Source organism: Pusillimonas sp. SM2304, assembly GCF_031628915.1.
In the GTDB taxonomy this organism is placed as follows: Bacteria; Pseudomonadota; Gammaproteobacteria; order Burkholderiales; family Burkholderiaceae_B; genus Pusillimonas_C.
Genome location: NZ_JAVLUJ010000001.1, coordinates 294,415 through 312,939, shown reverse-complemented (window position 1 = coordinate 312,939; position 18,525 = coordinate 294,415). Strand labels below are relative to the sequence as shown.

The 18,525-nt window shown below is 62.1% G+C and carries 16 protein-coding genes and 1 tRNA gene; 12 read left to right on the top strand and 5 right to left on the bottom strand.

Annotated elements, in window-relative coordinates:
- Positions 1-15 precede the first annotated feature (15 nt).
- The 6 genes from fdhE to selD all read left to right on the top strand — a co-directional run bounded on the left by fdhE (position 16) and on the right by selD (position 7,587).
- Positions 16-954 carry a formate dehydrogenase accessory protein FdhE gene (gene fdhE, locus RE432_RS01430; protein WP_310931436.1) on the top strand — a complete coding sequence of 313 codons (939 nt, stop codon included), beginning with the start codon at positions 16-18 and terminating at the stop codon, positions 952-954.
- Positions 951-2,402, top strand: a complete 1,452-nt coding sequence (gene selA, locus RE432_RS01425) for an L-seryl-tRNA(Sec) selenium transferase (protein ID WP_310931435.1) — start codon at positions 951-953, stop codon at positions 2,400-2,402. The genes fdhE and selA overlap by 4 nt, the downstream gene beginning before the upstream one ends.
- Entirely contained in the window at positions 2,399-4,327 is a 1,929-nt protein-coding gene (selB, locus tag RE432_RS01420) for a selenocysteine-specific translation elongation factor (protein ID WP_310931434.1), read from the top strand. Before selA ends, selB begins: the two co-directional genes overlap by 4 nt.
- Positions 4,328-4,336: 9 nt before the next feature.
- Positions 4,337-4,432: transfer RNA gene (locus RE432_RS01415), tRNA-Sec, on the top strand.
- Positions 4,433-4,683: 251 nt separating this feature from the next.
- On the top strand, positions 4,684-6,435 hold the full coding sequence (locus RE432_RS01410) for a diguanylate cyclase domain-containing protein (protein WP_310931433.1): 1,752 nt from the start codon (positions 4,684-4,686) through the stop codon (positions 6,433-6,435).
- 90 nt (positions 6,436-6,525) lie between these two features.
- A complete protein-coding gene (selD, locus tag RE432_RS01405) occupies positions 6,526-7,587 on the top strand; it encodes a selenide, water dikinase SelD (protein WP_310931432.1) in 1,062 nt (353 codons plus the stop codon).
- 14 nt (positions 7,588-7,601) lie between these two features.
- Here selD and RE432_RS01400 read toward each other — a convergent pair whose 3' ends face one another.
- Complete coding sequence (locus RE432_RS01400; RefSeq protein ID WP_310931431.1) at positions 7,602-8,519, bottom strand: LysR substrate-binding domain-containing protein; 918 nt, start codon at positions 8,517-8,519, stop codon at positions 7,602-7,604.
- 148 nt (positions 8,520-8,667) lie between these two features.
- On the opposite strand from RE432_RS01400, the gene RE432_RS01395 reads away from it, so the two are divergent.
- The 4 genes from RE432_RS01395 (at position 8,668) to RE432_RS01380 (ending at position 12,808) form a co-directional block, all read left to right on the top strand.
- Positions 8,668-9,672 carry a tripartite tricarboxylate transporter substrate binding protein gene (locus RE432_RS01395; RefSeq protein ID WP_310931430.1) on the top strand — a complete coding sequence of 335 codons (1,005 nt, stop codon included), beginning with the start codon at positions 8,668-8,670 and terminating at the stop codon, positions 9,670-9,672.
- Between the two features lie 4 nt (positions 9,673-9,676).
- The gene (locus RE432_RS01390; RefSeq protein WP_310931429.1) at positions 9,677-10,741 is read left to right on the top strand and encodes a maleylacetate reductase; all 1,065 of its coding nucleotides are present in this window, start codon (positions 9,677-9,679) and stop codon (positions 10,739-10,741) included.
- Between the two features lie 127 nt (positions 10,742-10,868).
- The gene (locus RE432_RS01385; protein ID WP_310931428.1) at positions 10,869-11,654 is read left to right on the top strand and encodes a citryl-CoA lyase; all 786 of its coding nucleotides are present in this window, start codon (positions 10,869-10,871) and stop codon (positions 11,652-11,654) included.
- Complete coding sequence (locus tag RE432_RS01380) at positions 11,651-12,808, top strand: CoA transferase (RefSeq protein ID WP_310931427.1); 1,158 nt, start codon at positions 11,651-11,653, stop codon at positions 12,806-12,808. Before RE432_RS01385 ends, RE432_RS01380 begins: the two co-directional genes overlap by 4 nt.
- Before the next feature lie 76 nt (positions 12,809-12,884).
- Here RE432_RS01380 and RE432_RS01375 read toward each other — a convergent pair whose 3' ends face one another.
- Both RE432_RS01375 and RE432_RS01370 read right to left on the bottom strand, forming a co-directional pair.
- The gene (locus tag RE432_RS01375) at positions 12,885-13,505 is read right to left on the bottom strand and encodes a DUF4202 domain-containing protein (RefSeq protein ID WP_310931426.1); all 621 of its coding nucleotides are present in this window, start codon (positions 13,503-13,505) and stop codon (positions 12,885-12,887) included.
- A 35-nt stretch (positions 13,506-13,540) separates the two neighbouring features.
- Positions 13,541-14,326: an IclR family transcriptional regulator C-terminal domain-containing protein gene (locus RE432_RS01370; RefSeq protein WP_310931425.1), complete on the bottom strand. Its 786-nt coding sequence runs from the start codon at positions 14,324-14,326 to the stop codon at positions 13,541-13,543.
- Positions 14,327-14,516: 190 nt separating this feature from the next.
- On the opposite strand from RE432_RS01370, the gene RE432_RS19595 reads away from it, so the two are divergent.
- On the top strand, positions 14,517-15,692 hold the full coding sequence (locus tag RE432_RS19595) for a TauD/TfdA dioxygenase family protein (RefSeq protein ID WP_409079797.1): 1,176 nt from the start codon (positions 14,517-14,519) through the stop codon (positions 15,690-15,692).
- On the top strand, positions 15,587-16,315 hold the full coding sequence (locus RE432_RS01360) for an alpha/beta fold hydrolase (protein ID WP_409079796.1): 729 nt from the start codon (positions 15,587-15,589) through the stop codon (positions 16,313-16,315). The genes RE432_RS19595 and RE432_RS01360 overlap by 106 nt, the downstream gene beginning before the upstream one ends.
- Positions 16,316-16,377: 62 nt before the next feature.
- Here RE432_RS01360 and RE432_RS01355 read toward each other — a convergent pair whose 3' ends face one another.
- Positions 16,378-17,367, bottom strand: coding sequence for a tripartite tricarboxylate transporter substrate binding protein (locus RE432_RS01355; protein ID WP_310931423.1), 990 nt, complete (start codon positions 17,365-17,367; stop codon positions 16,378-16,380).
- A 105-nt stretch (positions 17,368-17,472) separates the two neighbouring features.
- Positions 17,473-18,477, bottom strand: a complete 1,005-nt coding sequence (locus RE432_RS01350) for a tripartite tricarboxylate transporter substrate binding protein (protein ID WP_310931422.1) — start codon at positions 18,475-18,477, stop codon at positions 17,473-17,475.
- Between the last annotated feature and the right edge of the window lie 48 nt (positions 18,478-18,525).

Here is an 18,525-nt window from a genome sequence, read left to right as displayed (position 1 = left end):
TCAGGAGAATCTGTCTTGCAACGAGTTCTTGCGCGCGGCGAAATCGAAAGCCTTGACCACACCTCCATTCCTCGCCTGCGCCAGCCTGTCCGGGCCTCCGTTTTCGCCGACAGGGCGGCGCGCCTGCGTCAACTGGCGCAAGACAATCCGCTGTCCGCCTATCTGCTGCTGATGGCCGCCCTGGCTGATGGCCAGCACCAGGCCATCAGGCATTGCCGCATGCCTGGGCCCGATGACGAGCGCATTCATCTGGCCCAGGCCCATGGCATGCCGCCGCTGCAGGCCACGGGCTGGCAGCGCGACCCGGGGTGGCGCGCCCTGCTGGCCAGCCTGCTCACTCACATGGCAGCCCTGCCGGATGTGCCGGCCCAGGCGCTTCAAGCCGTACAGGCCTTGCAGCATCGCCTGGATAGCGACCCGGATGCCATCGAGGCCCAGGCCGATGCGGTGCTGGCAGAGCGCGAGGCGGGCGTGGATGCGGCTGCGGCGCCCTTCATCGTGGCGGCCCTGCAGGTGTACTGGACCAGCCTGGCGGCGGACTTCAACGAAAGCGACATGCCGGTGGTCAGTCCGCAGGGCGTCTGTCCGCTGTGCGGCAGCCTGCCGGTGGCCAGTGTGGTGCGTGTGGGCGGGCAGGCCGATGGCTGCCGCTATCTGTGCTGTTCGCTGTGTTCCGCCGAGTGGCATCTGGTGCGCGTGACCTGTTCTCACTGCCAGGACACCAAAGATGTCGCCTATCATTCGATCGAGGGCGGGCCTGAAGGGATCAAGGCCGAGTCCTGCGACCATTGCCATACCTATCGAAAAATCTTCTACCAGGAAAAAGCCTTGGGTGTCGACCCGGTGGCCGACGACCTGGCCAGCCTGACGCTGGACATGCTGATGGGGGAAGCCGGCTACGCCCGTGCGAGCGGCAACCCCTTGCTATGGCAGCACGAGCCTGTTGCATCATGACGGCGGAACTCGCTTCCATAGCGGACGGCACGGCGGACGACCGTCCCGCCTGTGCGGCGGATATTCCTTCGCTGGAGCGGCTGCTGGGGTCTGCGGCGGGTCAGACGCTGGCGGCTGAAGTCGGGCGCAGCCGGTTAACCGCGATATTGCGCCAGGTACTGGGTGAAGCGCGGTCCGGCGTACTGGCGGGCACGCTCTCCGCCAACGCGCTGCAAGCTGCTGTATTGCTTGATCAGGCGCAGTCGCGCATAGTGGCTCAGGACCAGCCCCGCCTGCGCGCGGTCTACAACCTGACGGGCACCGTGCTGCACACCAACCTGGGCCGGGCCCTGTTGCCCGATCAGGCGGTGCAGGCCGTGGTGCAGGCGCTTTCCTCGCCGGCCAACCTTGAGTTCGATCTGGACACCGGCCGCCGCGGCGACCGCGACGACCTGGTGGAAGGCCTGCTGCGCGAACTGACCGGGGCCGAGGCCGCTACCGTCGTCAACAACAATGCGGCGGCGGTGCTGCTTATGCTGAATGCGCTGGCCAACCGGCGCGAAGTCCTGGTGTCGCGCGGCGAGCTTGTCGAGATCGGCGGCGCCTTCCGTATTCCCGACATCATGCAGCGGGCGGGCGCCCGGCTGGTGGAAGTGGGCACGACCAACCGTACGCATCCGGCCGACTACGAGAACGGGGTCGGGCCGCGCACCGCCATGCTCATGAAAGTGCATTGCAGCAACTATGCCGTCACCGGTTTCACCCGCAGCGTGGCCGTGGCGAAAGTCGCCGATATCGCCCGCCGTCATGGCCTGCCGACCGCCGTGGACCTGGGCAGCGGCACGCTGCTGGACCTGACCCAATGGGGCCTGCCGCGCGAAGACACCGTGCGCGAGACGGTGCAGGCGGGCGCCGATATCGTCACCTTCAGCGGCGACAAACTGCTGGGCGGGCCTCAAGCGGGGATCATCGTTGGCCGCGCCGACCTGATTCGCAAGATCAAGAAAAATCCGTTGAAACGGGCGCTGCGCGTGGGCAAGCTGACGCTGGCCGCGCTGGAGCCCGTCTTGGCGCTGTATCGATCGCCGGAGCTGCTGGCCGACAGGCTGACCACACTGCGTTTGCTGACCCGGCCGCCCGCGCAGATGCAAAGGCAGGCCGAGCGCTTGCAAGGCGTGTTGCAGCAGGCCGTGGGGGATGGCTATACGGTGCAGGCCGCTGCCATGTTCAGCCAGATCGGCAGCGGGGCGCTGCCGGTGGACCAGCTTCCCAGCCATGGCCTGCTTGTGCGGCCTGCGGGCGCTGGCCGCACCGGACGATCATTGCAGAAGCTGGAGCGCTGGTTGCGGCAGTTGCCGCGGCCTGTCATTGCCCGTATCGCGCAGGATGCGCTTTGGCTCGACCTGCGCTGCCTGGAAGAGCGTGACGAGCCCGCCTTCGCCCAGCAGTTGCAAGGGCGCGCACGGTGATCATCGGTACGGCTGGGCACATCGATCACGGCAAGACCACGCTGGTGCGCGCGCTGACCGGCGTCGATACCGACAGGCTCAAGGAAGAAAAGGCGCGTGGCATTTCCATCGAGCTGGGCTACGCCTATGCGCCTTTGGCCAACGACGACATACTGGGCTTCATCGATGTGCCGGGCCACGAGCGCCTGATCCACACCATGGCGGCGGGTGCCAGCGGTATAGACTTCGGTTTGCTGGCCGTGGCCGCCGACGATGGCATCATGCCGCAGACGCGCGAGCATCTGGCCATTCTGTCCCTGCTGGGCGTGACCCAGGGCGCCGTCGCCCTGACCAAAGCCGACCGGGTCGACGCCGCGCGGCTGCGGCAAGTACAGGAGCAGGTCGTCCAGTTGGCGGCAGGCACTTTCCTGCAAGGCATGCCGGTCTTTCCCGTGAGCGCGGCCACGCCCGGCGACGCCGGCATCGAGGCCTTGCGCGGCCATCTGCATGCCGCCGCGCAGGCCATGGGCGCCCGAAATGAGGGCGGCCTGTTCCGGCTGGCGGTGGACCGGGTCTTTACCCTGAAAGGGCATGGCACGGTGGTCACCGGCACCGTCCAGGACGGGGTGCTGCGCCTGGACGACGATGCGCAGGACCTGCGCTTGATGCCCGCGGGGCAGAAACTGCGCGTGCGCAGTATTCATGCGCAGAACCAGAACGCCCAGGCTGCTCGGGCTGGCCAGCGCTGCGCATTGAATCTGGGCGGCATCGACAAAGACAGTATCGCGCGCGGCGATTGGGTTGCCGATGCGCGCTGCTTCCTGCCCTCGCGCAATATCGACGTGCACCTGCGGCTGTTGCCGGATACCGCCGCAGCCGTGCGTGCCTGGAGTCCTTTGCATATACACCTGGGCGCGTCGCATTATCTGGCGCACGCCGTGCCCTTGTCGCAGGCTTCGCTGTCTGCGGGCGAGTCAGGCTGGGTGCAACTGGTGTTCGACCAGCCCGTTTGCGCCCTGCCGGGCGACCGCTATATTGCCCGCGATGCGCAGGCCCGGCATACGGTGGGCGGCGGCGTGGTGCTGGACCCCGGCGCGCCCCAACGTAAACGCCGGTCGCCTGGGCGCCTGGCCTGGCTGCGGGCGGTCTCTGAACTGCATGCCGGCGGCGGCCTGCCGGCTTTGCTGCAACAGGCCCCCTGGGGCCTGGATGAGCACGAAGTCATGCGGCTGACAAGGCGGGCGCAGGATGAGCTGGCGCCGCCGGAGGGGGCCTTATGGGTGGCGACCCGGGGCGGCCAGGCCGCCCGCACTCTAATATTGGAAAAGCATTGGGACGCGCTGAACGGCCAGGCCCTGGAGGCCATGGTCTCTTTTCATGCGCGTTGGCCCGACGAGCCGGGCGTCGATACGGCGCGCCTGCGGCGCATGGCGTTGCCTGCCTTGCCGGAAACCTTGTGGCGGGCAGTGCGGGACAGCCTGCTGGACGAAGGGCGGCTGGCGCGCAATGGGCCCTGGCTGCATTTGCCGGGCCATGCCGCAACGCTGGCGCCGCAAGAGGCTGAACTGGCCGCGCGCTTGCTTCCGCTGATTCATGCGGGCGGTTTCGACCCCCCGTGGGTGCGCGACCTGGCCGCCCAGTTGAACGAGGCAGAGGGGGGCGTTCGGCAGATCTTGCTCAAGCTGCTGCGGCGCGGCGAACTGTATCAAGTGGTGCGCGACCTGTTCTACCACCGCGAACACATGCTGCGCCTGGCCCGCTTGCTGCAGTCGGCGGGCGGCGCCGAGGGGGTGGCGGCGGCGCAGTTTCGCGATCGCACCGGCCTGGGACGCAAGCGCAGCATACAGATTCTGGAGTTTTTCGACCGTGCCGGGTACACGCGGCGCTTGCGCGACCGGCATGTGCTGCGCAAAAATAGCGCGGACTTCTGGCAGCGGCTATCATAGCCCTCTACAGGAAGGCATTCGTGTCCGGTGGCATGGCTGGGCTTCAAACCCAGTTGGGGGCGTCAGACGCTCCCAGGTAGGTTCGACTCCTGCTGCTTTCCGCCAAGACTGCCCCCGCCCCGACCCCCCGCGTCACATGTTCAGGCGCCGAAAAATTGCTCAACGCAAATAACGGTTGATATACTTGTTACGAAATAAAACTTAAAGAGAGCTATTCGATGGCGCCCTGGCAACATCGCGTCGGTAGGCAGTTGAATCTGATCATCGCGTCGCTGTGCGCTGTTGCTCTCGTCAGCATTTGGCTGATCACATTCCAGCGTTGCGCCTCAGAGCGGGAGCAGGCGATCGCCGCTGCCATGAACTCAAACTCCAACCTGGCGATTGCTTTCGAGCAGCAGGTGTTTCGCACCCTGAAGGCCGCGGAACAGGTCGCCGCTTTCGTGCGCGAACGATACCTGGAAGAAGGCCCCGGCATAGACCTGCGGCAATGGGCTGAACAGCAGATCATCCGGGAAACCATGTTCACCATCATCAGTGTCGTGGACGAGGCAGGCTACATCGTCAGCAGCAGTCAGCCTACGGGTCAAGTGAACTATTCCGATCGGGCGTTCTTTCAGGCGCAGCGTGATAACGCGCACGATACGTTGTTCGTCAGCCTGCCGGTACTGGGCCGCGTTTCGGGCCGCGTCCAGATCCCGATGTCCTTGCGCATTTCCCGTCCTGACGGCAGCTTCGCCGGGGTGGTGGTGATGTCGGTCGATCCCGATAATTTCACCGGCCTTTATCACCACGCGGATTTGGGCAGCCGGGGCCTCCTGGAACTCACCAATCTGGACGGGGTGGTGCTTGGCCGAAAGATCGGCAAGGAAAACAGTTCCGCGCTTGACGCCGCGGATGTGGCCTGGCTGCAGCAGCACGCCACCGCGCCTGAAGGGCAATTCGTCGATGATGGGACGGCGGTGGATGGCGTGGCCCGCATCGTCAGCTATCGGGCCGTGGAAGGCTACCCGCTTATGGTGGCCGTGGGCACGGCCTATGCCGATGAGCTGGCGCCGGTGCGGCAGCGGCAGTCCTACTACCTGGGGGCGGCCGGCAGCGCCAGCATCGCCTTGTTGTTCTTTTCAAGGCTGCTGATGTCCATGCTGGCGCGTCAGCGTAAAGCGTCGGACGCTTTGCAGGCCAGTGAAGCGTTGTACCGGGCCGCCTTTCACCAGGCGGCGATGGGCATCGCTCACGTTGCCCCTGACGGCCGCATCCTGGATGCCAACGAAAAATTCTGCCTGATGCTGGGCTACCGCAGCGATGAGCTGCAGGCCCGGACCCTTTTCGAACTCAGCGATTCGGACGACAGAGACGCCGTACGGCAATTCCTCAAGCGCCGTTTGTCGGTCGGTTCATCGGTCTCTTCGCCAGAGATAGAAAAAACCTACCGCCGCAAGGATGGTTCCACGCTTTGGGTATGCGAGGCGCTCGGCGTGGTCAAAGACCCGGACGGCAAGCCGGAATTCCTGGTGGCGGTCACGCAAGACATCACGGCCCGCAAGGTGCTCGAAGCCCGTCTTTCGCACGACGCATTGCATGATGCGCTGACCGGCCTGCCCAACCGTGTCCTGTTCCAGGACCGGCTTGCGCAGGCGCTGGAATCCGCGACCCGGCACGGCTGCCTTGCCGCCGTACTGTATCTGGACCTGGATGGGTTCAAGTCGGTCAACGATAGCCATGGCCATACTGCCGGAGACAAGCTGCTGCAACGGGTGGCCCAGCGCCTGAAGACTTGCGTGCGCGCAGAGGATACTGCGGCACGGGTCGGCGGCGATGAGTTCGGCATCGTGCTGACCGGCTTGACCAGCGATCAGGATTACAAAGTGGTTGCGCTGAAGCTCATCGACACGCTGTCGGCACCCTACGAGCTTGAAGGGCTGTGCGCGCATATTTCGGCCAGTGTCGGCGTCGCCGTCTTCCCACGCCACGGCGAAACCGCCGCCGCCTTGCTGGCCCACGCCGATTCGGCCATGTATGCGGCCAAGCAGGCCGGCAAGAACCGCTATAGCGATGTGCCTTTGTCCACGCTCGGGCGGTCCGGCCCGCCCGATATCGATCCAGCATGAATGGCGGCTGCCTGGGCGCCCCGGCCTCTGCGCAAAACTGCTACAGTTGATTGGCTTTCGCTGCTTTTCGCCCCGTGTGAGGAGTCCATCATGAATGACCCCGTATCCGCCCAACACAAGCCCCGCCTGACATCGCTGTCTCATGGGGGCGGCTGCGGGTGCAAGATTGCGCCGGGTGTGCTGTCCGAACTGTTGGCGGGCATGCCGGCCGCGCAGCCTTATGCCGCGCTGATGGTGGGTAACGAAACCTCCGACGATGCGGCGGTGTACCGGCTGAACGACCAGCAGGCGCTGATTGCCACCACCGATTTCTTCATGCCCATCGTCGATGACCCTTATGATTTCGGGCGCATTGCCGCAGCCAACGCCCTGTCTGACGTCTATGCGATGGGCGGGTCGCCCATCATGGCGCTGGCCCTGGTAGGCATGCCCATCAATGTACTGCCCAAGTCCGATATCGCCGGTATTTTGCAGGGCGGCGCCGCCATCTGCGCCCAGGCGGGCATACCCGTAGCGGGCGGGCATTCCATCGATTCCGTCGAAGCCATATACGGCTTGGCGGCCATGGGCCTGGCGCATCCCGGCCACATCAAGCGCAATGCCGACGCCAGGGCGGGCGACGTACTGATTCTTGGCAAGGCGCTGGGGGTAGGCATTTTGTCGGCCGCCCTGAAGAAAGACATGCTGGATGCCGGCGGCTACCAGGCCATGATCGACAGCACCACCCAGTTGAACCGGCCCGGGGCCGTCCTGGGCGCCCTGGACGGCGTGCACGCCATGACCGACGTCACCGGCTTTGGCCTGTTGGGCCATGCCCTTGAAATGGCGCGCGCCTCGGGCCTGTCCGCAAGCTTGCGCCAGGCCGACCTGCCCTGGTTGCCGGGCGTGCGCCAATTGGCTGCGCAAGGGGTGGTGACGGGCGCGTCGGGCCGGAACTGGGCCTCCTATGGCGACGCCATCGCCCTGGCGCCCCAGGTGGATGACACCCTGCGCGCCTTGATGTGCGACCCTCAGACTTCCGGCGGCCTGCTGGTGGCTTGCGCCCCAGGCGTTGCCGGCCAGGTCCTGGATGTCTTCCGCTCTGAAGGTTTTGGGTACGCGACAGTCATTGGCGAATTGCGCGAGGGCGGGCCGGCTGTGCACGTGGCGTAAGCGGGGCGCCCCGCCTATGCGGGCGTGGCGCCGTGTGTGCTGGCCTTGGCTTTGGCCTGGGTCTGTTTCCGGATCAAGGCAATCAGGGCCGTGCTGGCCGGCGTCTGGTCGTGCCTGTCCATGAACAGCAGGCCGTGGGTGCGTATGGGCGTAGGCCCTTCCAGCGGAATGACACGCAGGGGCTTGTTATGCTCCGCGACCGCGCTGGGCGCGGCGATGATGCCCACGTTCTCGCGAACCAGCAGGCCCAGCATGGCCGGAATCGTGTTCATTTCGGCGATGACATTGGGCGTGGCGCCGGCGGCGTTGAAACACTCGTCAAGCAAGCGGCGGGTCGAAAAGCTGGGCGGCAGCAAGACCAGCGATTCACGATGCAATTCGGCTATCCGCAGGCGCTTGCGCTTGGCAAGCGGGTGCGTGCGGGCAACGATCAAGGCGAGTTCTTCGTTGAACAGCGGTTCGAAACGTATGCCTTCCTGTTGCTCGGGGCGATAGGCGATGCCCACATCCAGTTGCTCTGCTTTCAGCCCATTCGTAATGGCGTCGCCCGATAATTCCTCGATCACAATCTTGACGGTCGGGTTGTGCTTGAGAAACAGCGCAACGCAGTCGGGAAGGAAACCCAGGTTAAAGGTATGGGTGGTGCCGATGCGCACCGTGCCCGTCATGGGGGCGACGGTTTGCTTCAGTTCGCTCAGGCCCTGGTCTATGACGGACAGGGCGCGGGTGGCATAGGCCAGGAAAGATTCGCCGGCCTCGGTCAGCACCACGCGTTTGCTGCTGCGATCGAACAGGTGCTGTCCAATTTCGTCTTCCAGTTGGCGTATCTGGTGCGACAGGGTGGACTGGGTCACGTGGACGCGTTCGGCGGCGCGCGTGAAGTTCAGCGAACCGGCCAGGGCGATGAAATAGCGTAGGTGTCTGAGTTCCATGGCAAGCCTAATTATCGATATCATCGATGATAACTGACGAAATCAATCATTTCTATCTTTGCACGGGGCCGTATAGACTTGACCGGCAATGTGCTGAATACCAAGAACCAACCCGGTGCGGGAGCACTCAATACAGGAGGGGACACCCATGAATTTTCTTAACATTGAACGGCTGCACGGCCGCGCCTGGCAGCGCGTGATGGCCACGTTGATTGCCGCGCCTTTATTCTGCCTGGCCACGCCGGCCCAGTCCGAGGACTATCCCTCTAAAGCGGTGCGCATGGTTGTGCCGTTTGGTCCGGGAACGACGACCGATACGATCGCGCGGCTGATTTCTGAAAGGATGTCGCAAGAGCTGGGGCAGTCGATCATTATCGACAACAAGGCCGGCGCGGGCGGCACGATAGGCACCGCCCAGGTGGCGCGCAGCGCGCCGGACGGCTATACCATCGTCATGGGTACGGTGGGTACGCACGCGATCAACAAAGAACTGTATTCCAAGCGCGGCTACGATCCCGAGGCCGACTTCGAGCCTATCGCTTTTGTCGGGCAAACGCCCACGATTCTGGTGGTGGGCGGCAACTCCCCTTACCATTCGGTCAAGGAACTCGGCGAAGCCGCGGCAACCCCCCCGGGCGTGACGTTCTCGTCCGCGGGTAGCGGCACCTCGGGCCACCTGGCGGGCGAACTGCTGAAAGACCGGCTGGGCGGGGAAATGCTGCATGTTCCCTATAAAGAAGGCAGCATGGCCTTGCAGGATGTCATGTCCGGAGAAGTGCAGTTCATGTTCTACCATCCCGCCGCGGTATTGCCGCATGTAAAGGCAGGAAAACTGCGTGCCATCGGCGTATCCAGCAGCCGCCGCAGTATTGCCGCGCCTGATGTAGCCAGCGTGGCAGAGCAGACCAACAGCGATTTCGATCTGGTGGCCTGGTTCATGATGTACGCCCCGGCCGGAACGCCCGAGCCCGTGATGGACAAGCTGAAAAAGGCCGCCGATGTCGCGCTGGCCGACCCCGACCTGGCGGCCAAGCTCAAGGCTCAGGGCGTGGAGCCCGGCGGTGAGTCCACCCAGGATCTGGCCAAGTTTGAAGCGGTCGAGATCGACAAGTGGGCCGAGCTGGTCAAAAAGTCCGGCGCGAAGGTCAACTGACGCAATGCAAGCCTTCATCTATACCGCGCAACCCGTACGCGTCGTATTCGGCGCGGATGCCTGGAGCACGCTGCAGGCGGAAGCCGGCCGGCTGGGCGTCCGGAAGGCGCTGGTGCTGTGCACCCCGCGCCAGCGGGCGTTGGCCGAGCAGGCGATCGCAGTGCTCGCCGAGCGCGGCGCCGGTATATATGATCAGGCCGTCATGCATGTTCCCGTCGACACGGTGGCTGACGCCCAGGACGCCGCCCGCCGGGCGGGGGCCGACGGCGTCGTGGCCATAGGCGGCGGCTCCACCATAGGCCTGGCCAAGGCGCTGGCGATGGAAAGCGCCTGGCCCATCGTGGTGGTGCCGACGACCTATTCGGGGTCCGAGATGACCTCCATCTACGGGGTCACCGAAAACGGCATAAAGAAAACCGGCAAAGATCCACACGCGTTGCCCAGCACGGTGATCTACGATCCATCGCTGACCTTGAAGCTGCCGTTCGACATTTCGGTCGCCAGCGGCATGAATGCCATCGCGCACGCTGCCGAAGGCCTGTATGCCCAGGACGGCAACCCGGTGGTGGCACTGATGGCGGAAGAGGGCATCCGCGCCATGGCCAGCGGCTTGCGCCAGTTGAAAGCAGGCGCGGATGCGTCCGGCGCGCGGGGCGATTGCCTGTATGGCGCCTGGCTGTGCGGCACGGTGCTTGGCAATGCCGGCATGGCCTTGCATCACAAGCTTTGCCACACGCTGGGCGGCAGCTTCAATCTGCCCCATGCCCAGACCCATTCGATCGTGTTGCCGCATGCCATGGCCTACAACGCCGTCGCCGCCGACGCGGCCATGCAAAAAATTTCCCGTGCTCTGGGGCGCAACGATGTGTCCGCCGCAGGCGCCCTGTACGGCCTGGCCCAGGAGCTGGGCGCGACGCTGGCCTTGCAAGATATCGGCATGCGTGAAGCCGACCTGGATCAGGCGGCGGATATCGCTGCGTCCAGGCCGTACTGGAATCCCCGTCCCATCGAACGCGCAGGCATACGCACTTTGTTGCAAGCCGCGTATGAAGGGCGGCCGCCCGCCTGACCGGCTGTTCATCGGGTCGTCGACGACATGGCTTATTTTCAACGCAATCTTGATTTATTCATTGCATTCATTCAGTTGAACGCGTGCCTGGGTGCGCGGCGCTGTGAATGCCGCTTATTGGAACGACATGAAAATCGGTAAAGAAACCATTCCCCGCTCAGCCATCTGCACCTCCGATTCCGAGACGATCGTCGTCAGAGGCAAGAACCTTGCCGTTGACTTGATCGGCAAGATGTCCTTCACAGATTACTTTCACCTGCTTGTCACGGGCCAGCCGCCCACGCCGGCGGCGACGGCGGTGTTGAACGCCACGCTGGTCGCCATCGCTGAACACGGCCTGGTCCCTAGCGTGCAAGCCAGCCGCATGACCCTGGCGGCGGCGCCCGACGCCTTGCAGGGCGCGGTGGCGGCGGGCATCCTGGGTTGCGGCTCGGTGATTCTGGGCGCCTCTGAAACCTGCGGCGTCTTCCTGGAAGAGATCCGCGTGCGCGCGGGCGACGCCAAGGACTACGCCGAAGCAGCCAAGCAGGTGGTGGGCGAGTACCGCGCCGCCAAACGCGCCATCCCCGGCTATGGGCATCCCCTGCATAAAGAGCGCGACCCGCGCGTGACGGCGCTGTTCACGGTCGCGGAGCAAGCGGGGGCCGACATGACTTATGTAGAAATTGCCGATGTGGTCGAAAAAGTCATTCCCGGCGTCGTCGGGAAAAACCTCATGCTGAACGTCTCGGCGGCCATTCCCGCCGTTCTGCTCGGTGTGGGCTTTCCCATGGCGGCCTTAAGAGGCGTCCCCATCCTGGCGCGCACGGCGGGTCTTATCGGCCATCTGACCGAAGAATTCCAGAAGCCTATCGGCTTTGCCCTGTCATACCAGGCGACGCGCAACTACGTCTATGACGGAGAGATGCCATGATCAAAGTACTGAACGGCATACGCGTCCTGGAGCAAGGAACTTTCATTACGGGTCCTGCTGCGGGCATGTTGCTGGGCGACCTGGGCGCCGATGTCATCAAGATTGAACAGCCCGGCGCCGGCGACCCGTTCCGGGCTTTCAAGGGGGGCTTGTACAGCCCCCACTTCCAGACGTACAACCGCAATAAACGCAGCGTGACGCTGAATACCAAGGATGCCGACGACCTGGCTGCGTTCGATGAGCTGATCCGTTCGGCGGATGTCTATATCCAGAACTTTCGTCCCGGCGCCGCCGAACGGCTCAATGTGGGGGAAGCGCGTCTGCGCGAGATCAATCCCCGCCTGATCTACTGCTCGATCAGCGGTTTCGGGCCAACAGGCCCGGCCGCGTCGCGGCCCGCCTATGACTCGGTGGCGCAGGCCGCCAGCGGCTTCCTGGGCTTGTTGATCAATCCCGAGAACCCGCGTGTCGTCGGTCCGGCCCTGGCTGATTCCATCACGGGCTTTTACGCGGCCTACGGTATTCTGGGCGCGCTGCACGAGCGCAACAGCACGGGTATTGGCCGCAAGGTAGAGGTTTCCATGCTGGAAGCCATGAGCCACTTCAACCTGGATGCTTTCACGCACTATTATTCGGCGGGCGAGGTGATGGGGCCTTACAGCCGGCCTAGCGTTTCCCAGTCTTACGTCATGAAATGCGCCGACGGCAAATGGATTGCCCTGCATATGTCCTCGCCTGAAAAATTCTGGCAAGGCCTGGCGACCGCTATCGAGCAGCCCCAGCTGTTCCAGGATCCGCGTTTCTCGGACCGCAACGGACGCATCCAGAACCAGGAGGCATTGATCCAGGTCCTGGGGGATATCTTTGCGCAGCAGCCGCGCGAAGAGTGGTGCCGCCGTCTGGAAGCGGAAGATGTGCCGCATGCGCCCATGTACGACACCAGCGAAGCGCTGGAAGACCCGCAGGCCAAGCACCTGGAAATCCTGGTGTCCGCCAGACACAAGACCATGGGCGACTTCCACACCGTGCGCCCGCCGGTCTCGTTCGATGGGCAGCGCAGCACTGAGGTCGTGCCGCCGCCCGTGCTGGGCGAGCACAATGACGAAGTGCTCGGACCTGTGCGCAGCCGGCGCGAGCCCGTGAAAGAGGACTGAATCGGGCCTTGCCCTGTTCAACTTCCGCTTTACCCGCCTCGTTTCAGGCGGCAGGCGCGCCGCCTGTCATCGGGCATTACAGCCCCGCCAAGGCCTGGTCGACCACGGCGCGCCCGGCGGGGGTGTAATCAAGCGACAGCGCGTGCTGGCGCCCCGCGTCATCCATCTTGAGCAGCGACTTCTGCAGGATGCCGACGATCTTGTCTTCATTTTCCTGCCGGAATGATTCAAACTGATATTGCAGGAAAATCAGACATAGGGCATTTTCCATGACCTGAACATCGGCATCCTGCTTGATGCCTCGCTTCAGTACGATCGCCTGCACGCGCTCGACAACGCTTTCTTCGTAAGCCAGGCCGCGAAGAATGCCGCTTGCCAAATCGGCATGATGATGAGCCAGCGCCTTGCGCCAGGTTAGGTAGCCGATACGGCCTTCGGGATAATCGCCGCGCGGGATGTGCCAGCGGCCGATATGCTGGCATCGCGATGCCAGCTGCAAGGGCTCGGCAGCGTCGGGCTTGAGCCTGAGCACCCATTCCGTCAGCACCTGTGCCAGGAAATATTCACGCGGCCATTCTTTTCCTTGCCAGGAAAACAGATTGGGATCGGTTTTGTTGATGGCGTCAAAGGCGTCGAAAGCCTGCTCCATTCTGAGGTTGGAAGTCATTGTCTGGTCTTTGGGTGGTTGCTCGTTCATGGGTGTCGATCCGATCGAAGTGAGCTTTGCCGTTTCTAGCCTAGGTGCGCGAACCGGCTGCGGACTTGCTCTGCGGCTTCGCGCAGTACAGGCAGGATTTGGGTAATCATATCCTCGCGTGTGCGCCGCCCGTATACAAGACTGACGCTAAGCGCTGCAGGCGAGGATGACCGGGGAATCGAAATGGGGATGGCAACGCCTGCAAACCCTTCCACCAGTTCATCGAGCGATATGCTGAATTCTTGTTCCCGAACGGTATTGAGCTGTCGTTTGAGAGCCCGCGGGCTTGTTATGGTGTGAGGCGTCAAAGGCTTGAGGGGCGTGCGGTCCAAATAGAGATCCAGGGCAGGCGCATCAAGCTGGCCAAGTAAAGCATGCCCCATGGAGTGGGCATAGGCTGGAAGCCGGCTGCCCATCTTGAGGTCGAGCCTTAGTGGCTTGCCTGCTTCTTCCCGGCAAAGAAACACAATATCCGACCCTTCCAGCACGCCGATGGAACAGGTTTCTCCGACCGTTTCAGCCACCTTCGCAAGGATGGGGCGGACCAGGTCGGGCAAGTCGAGCGATGAAAAGTATGAAAAGCCCAGATCAAGCATCTTTGGAGTGGGAAGGAAGTTCCGGTCACTCTGCTTCAGATACTCCAGCCAGGTCAGCGTAAGCAATATTCGGCGCGCTGAGGCGCGTGCGATGCCCAGATGATCGGCCACATCCTGTATGGAAAGGGCGGGCGTCTCGCGCGAGTAGAGACCGAGTACTTTGAGCCCGTTGGCGAGGCTCTCAAGATGCTCTTTGGAACTGATGGTGCTGTGGTTCTCTTTCATGCGGTCGTCTGGAGGTTGCGTGCCCATAGCTAGGTTGCAGGTAGTGCCAAGTGCTTGTTCCAGTCACTATATCTCATGGCTTGACTTGGTGAGGCCTGCCAACTAACATCAAGTTGCGAACAAATGTTCGCAACTTGATGTTAACGCATAATAAACCGTGGACGGGTGTCAGGCCCACTGGGAGACAACGATGCAGATAAGGCCTCTTTCCGCTAACCTTGGCGCAGAAGTACTGGGTTTCGATCTGGAAAACGTCGGGGACGCCATGTTCCCGCAAGTGAACCGCTTGGTTCTTGAGCACCAGCTTGTCGTTTTCCGCAAGCAGTCCTTGTCTCCCGAAGGGCAGCTTGCATTGAGCCGGCGGTTCGGTCCGCTGGATATCCATCCCTTGACTCAATACAATCATCCGTCGTATCCCGAGATATTTGTACTGTCCAATGAGGTCAAGGATGGCAAGCCCGTTGGAATTACCGACGGTGGTTCTTATTGGCATTCTGATTTTGCATTTCGTGAAAAACCCGCCAAGGTCACGATATTGAATGCCCAGAAGATACCCGCAAGCGGCGGGGCCACCTTATTCGTCAACATGCATCAAACCTACGACGAGCTGGGTGACGATCTGAAGGACGCGCTCAACGGTCGCCGCGCGATTCATCGCTATCGCAAGAAGGCAAGCAACAACGGCGAGACGACCAAGGTGGTGATGACGGTAGACCAACTTGCGGCCACGCCGGATGTTGATCACCCGGTTGTCCGCACCCATCCTGAAACAGGCCGCCAGGCCCTGTTTGCCCATCCAGGCATTACCATCCAGATTGTCGGCATGGATGAACAGGACAGCGATGCGCTGCTAGGCGCGGTATTCGATCATTGCACCCAGGAAAAATACCAGTATGCCTATCAATGGGCGCCGGGCGATGTCGTCTTATGGGATAACAGGTGTGTCATGCACAAGGCAACGACAGGCGTGGTGGCTGTTACCGAGCCCGTACCATCTTTCGGACGACCATCATGGGAGACAAGCCTTTCTAGGGGAAGCGAATGCTCCATCAGCACTTCTCAACGCTCAAGCTTGAGTCCGGCCACGAAATTTCGCCTGTTACCCTGGCGTGGTCGCAGTATGGCCAAGCGCCTGCGCAAGCACGCAAGGTATACCTGCTGCTGCATGGCATTACCAGCAGTCCACAGGCTTTCCTGGGCGATCCGGCACCGACATTTGATGCCGGATGGTTTCAGGCTTGGGCGCAAGGCGCGTTCGATATGGCGCGCGACTGCGTGCTGGCGCCCAACGCACTGGGTTCCTGCTTTGGCTCCAGTTCGCCGCTGCAGGGTTCCAGTTCAAACGATTTTCCACTGTTCACCATAGCGGATACCGTTCGTTTTTACGCGCAATGGCTGCATTGGCTTGGTGTGGAAGCCGTAGATGGCGTCATCGGCTACTCGTACGGCGGATACCAGGCCTTCCAGTGGGCAATCCACCCGCCCGTCCCAACCGGGAAAGTGGTTGTACTCGCCTCGGCGCCCAAAGGCAATGGCACGAAAACTGACGTGGACCGGTTGTGGGGGCTTGCTGAGCGGCTTGATCATGGGGACGCTGGCGCCCAGCAGGCATGGCGCGCACAGAGAATCGATACATTGAGGCGCTACGGTTATGCCGATTGGCTAGCCGAGACAGGGGCGCCCGTCGATGAGACGCTGCAGCGCTATGCAACGCTTTGGGCGTCGCAATTCTGGCCACGGGCTTTGGCCTGCTTGCGGCATGCGGCAACGCGCTTCGATGTGCAAGAGGCGCTCAGAACAAAAGCGGGTGGCACGCCCATTCTTTGGGTAGTCAATCGCGGAGACAGTCTGTTTCCGTCGAATGATCTGCCCGCCGGGCAACACGCCAACCTTGAGCGCCAGTCCATCTGTGGCCGGTTTGGCCACAGCTCTCCAATGCTTGAGCCGGAGCTATGGATACCCTTGGCACGGGATTTCCTGCAATCGTAGCGGGCGGGTTGGGCAATGCTTCTGCAGTGCCCAAGAGCTGGGGCTGCAGAAGCGGGTGCTTGCTATTGGATCTTGATATCTTGCTCTTTGATGATGGCTCCCCAGCGGTCGGTTTCCGCATCGAGATACTGCTGAAACTCTTCCGGCGTTCCACCCTCGGCGAATACACCCGAAGCGGTGAGCTTCTCGACTACCTCGGGGGATCTGATCGCCCATGTAATGTCCTCGGATATCTTGGCAACCACTTCTTTGGGCGTGCCTCCTCTGGTAAAGATGCCGAACCAGGCAGCCGCCTGGAAGTCCGGGAAGCCTTGCTCGGCGATGGTGGGCACGTCCGGCAGCCAAGGCAAGCGCTTGGCTGAAGTGACGCCCAGGGGAACGACACGTCCTGTCTTGATGAACTCGAGCGCGCCGTTGTCGAACATCGCTTTGATTCGTCCAGCGATCAGATCCTGGTGGGCCGGTGAGCTCCCCTTATAGGGCACATGCTGGAACTTGATCCCGGATTGGCTGGCGAACAGTTCTCCGCCCAGGTGGGTGAAAGTAAGCGTGCCAGCCGATCCGAATGGAATGGGCTCCTCTTCGCTTCCTTTGTACTTTTCAATGAACTCGGCCACTGTCTTTACATTCATGCCGGGGTGCGTGATAAATACGCCTGGAACAGTGGTCAGGAGGGTAACCGGCGCGAAGTCTTTCTTGCTATCGTAGGGCAGGGAGTCCATGACCAGTGGATTCAGCGCAAAAGGCATCGCAGTCATCAAAAGCGTATAACCGTCAGGGGCCGAGTTTTTCACTTGCGATGTAGCGATCACCGTATTTCCCCCAGGCTTGTTGTCGACGATCACTTGCTGGTTCCAGCGCTCGCTAAGCTTCTGGGCGACGATGCGTGCCTGGGTGTCGGTGGTGCCTCCGGGCGGATAGGCAACGACAAGGCGGACGGGCCGGGTCGGGTAGTCAAGCGCATTGGCCAGGCCTGGCGCGACGGCGCATGAAGCCAGCAGAAGTGTGGATAATGTTTTGGCGGCATGGCCAAAAAAGAATGTCTGTCTCATATGTGTTTTATTCCTCTGGATGGTAAAGCTGCTTTTTGGCCAGGGTCCGGGCAAGCAGCGCCAGGCGATACGCTGTCTATGCCGGCCAGTCTGCCTTTTTAACCATTACATGGGTTGTACGTTCGCATCGCTTATCAGCTTGCTCCATCCCTTGCGCTGATCTGTGAGGAACTGCTTGGCGCTCGTGGTGGATTGGGGCGCGACCACCAATGATGCAGATGCTTCGATGCGCTTCTGAAACTCTGGATCCTCAAGCAAGCCCGCAAGGGATTTTTGAAGCTTATCGAGAATGTCTTGCGGTGTGTCGCTGGGTGCAAACAAGCCTTTCCAGGACCAGGGCGCAAGCTGGTCGAATTCCTTGTAGCCCAGTTCGGACATGGTGGGCACGTCAGGCAAAAGAGGCAGGCGCTTCTGTGCCACGACCCCCAATGCATTTGCCTTGCCGCCGGTGACCAGCGGGGCAGCAGTGATGGCTGTGTCGAAAACAGTATCGACCTGGCCGCTGATCACTGCTGTGAGCGCCTGCGAGCTACCGTTGTAGGGGACATGGACCATGCCGTCCAACTGGGCGGCCTGCTTGAATGTTTCGCCTGCCAAGTGCGTGGAGTTTCCCATGCCTGCTGATGAAAAGGTGATTTTGTCCGGATTTTTCTTGGCATAGTCGACAAACTCTTGCACAGTCGTGATGTTGCGTTTTATGTCGACAAGCATAAGAAACGGAAACTCCGACACAATGCCTATCGGTGTAAAAGCTTGCTCGGGATCGTAGGGAAGGTCTTTGTACAGAAACTGGCTTGCAGTGATGTCCGTGCCGCCGATCAGCAAAGTGTATCCGTCCGGTTTGGCCCGGGCTACATACGAATTGCCGACAGTACCGCTCGCTCCCGGTTTGTTTTCAACCACGACGGGTACGTTGAACTCGTTGGTGAAGTGCTGCGCGATCATCCGGCCGATCTGGTCGGTTGATCCGCCGGGTGAGAATGGGACGACAATAACGATGGGCTTGTCCGGATAGGCTGCCATGGCGGGGCTGGCGGCCAGGGCGGTCAGACTGCAGGCGGTCCCGGCCAACAGTATTTTCAGAAAATTCGCGCGGCTCTTTTTTTGCATGTATGTCTCCTTCCGTGGAAGTGGTTATGTGATATCGAAATAGGCAGA

Coding starts and splice junctions, on each gene's coding strand:
- selA (WP_310931435.1), top strand. CDS start 951: ATGACGGCGGAACTCGCTTCCATAGCGGACGGCACGGCGGACGACCGT.
- RE432_RS01410 (WP_310931433.1), top strand. CDS start 4,684: ATGAACTCAAACTCCAACCTGGCGATTGCTTTCGAGCAGCAGGTGTTT.
- selD (WP_310931432.1), top strand. CDS start 6,526: ATGAATGACCCCGTATCCGCCCAACACAAGCCCCGCCTGACATCGCTG.
- RE432_RS01400 (WP_310931431.1), bottom strand. CDS start 8,519: ATGGAACTCAGACACCTACGCTATTTCATCGCCCTGGCCGGTTCGCTG.
- RE432_RS01395 (WP_310931430.1), top strand. CDS start 8,668: ATGAATTTTCTTAACATTGAACGGCTGCACGGCCGCGCCTGGCAGCGC.
- RE432_RS01390 (WP_310931429.1), top strand. CDS start 9,677: ATGCAAGCCTTCATCTATACCGCGCAACCCGTACGCGTCGTATTCGGC.
- RE432_RS01385 (WP_310931428.1), top strand. CDS start 10,869: ATGAAAATCGGTAAAGAAACCATTCCCCGCTCAGCCATCTGCACCTCC.
- RE432_RS01380 (WP_310931427.1), top strand. CDS start 11,651: ATGATCAAAGTACTGAACGGCATACGCGTCCTGGAGCAAGGAACTTTC.
- RE432_RS01375 (WP_310931426.1), bottom strand. CDS start 13,505: ATGAACGAGCAACCACCCAAAGACCAGACAATGACTTCCAACCTCAGA.
- RE432_RS01370 (WP_310931425.1), bottom strand. CDS start 14,326: ATGAAAGAGAACCACAGCACCATCAGTTCCAAAGAGCATCTTGAGAGC.
- RE432_RS19595 (WP_409079797.1), top strand. CDS start 14,517: ATGCAGATAAGGCCTCTTTCCGCTAACCTTGGCGCAGAAGTACTGGGT.
- RE432_RS01360 (WP_409079796.1), top strand. CDS start 15,587: ATGGCGCGCGACTGCGTGCTGGCGCCCAACGCACTGGGTTCCTGCTTT.
- RE432_RS01355 (WP_310931423.1), bottom strand. CDS start 17,367: ATGAGACAGACATTCTTTTTTGGCCATGCCGCCAAAACATTATCCACA.
- RE432_RS01350 (WP_310931422.1), bottom strand. CDS start 18,477: ATGCAAAAAAAGAGCCGCGCGAATTTTCTGAAAATACTGTTGGCCGGG.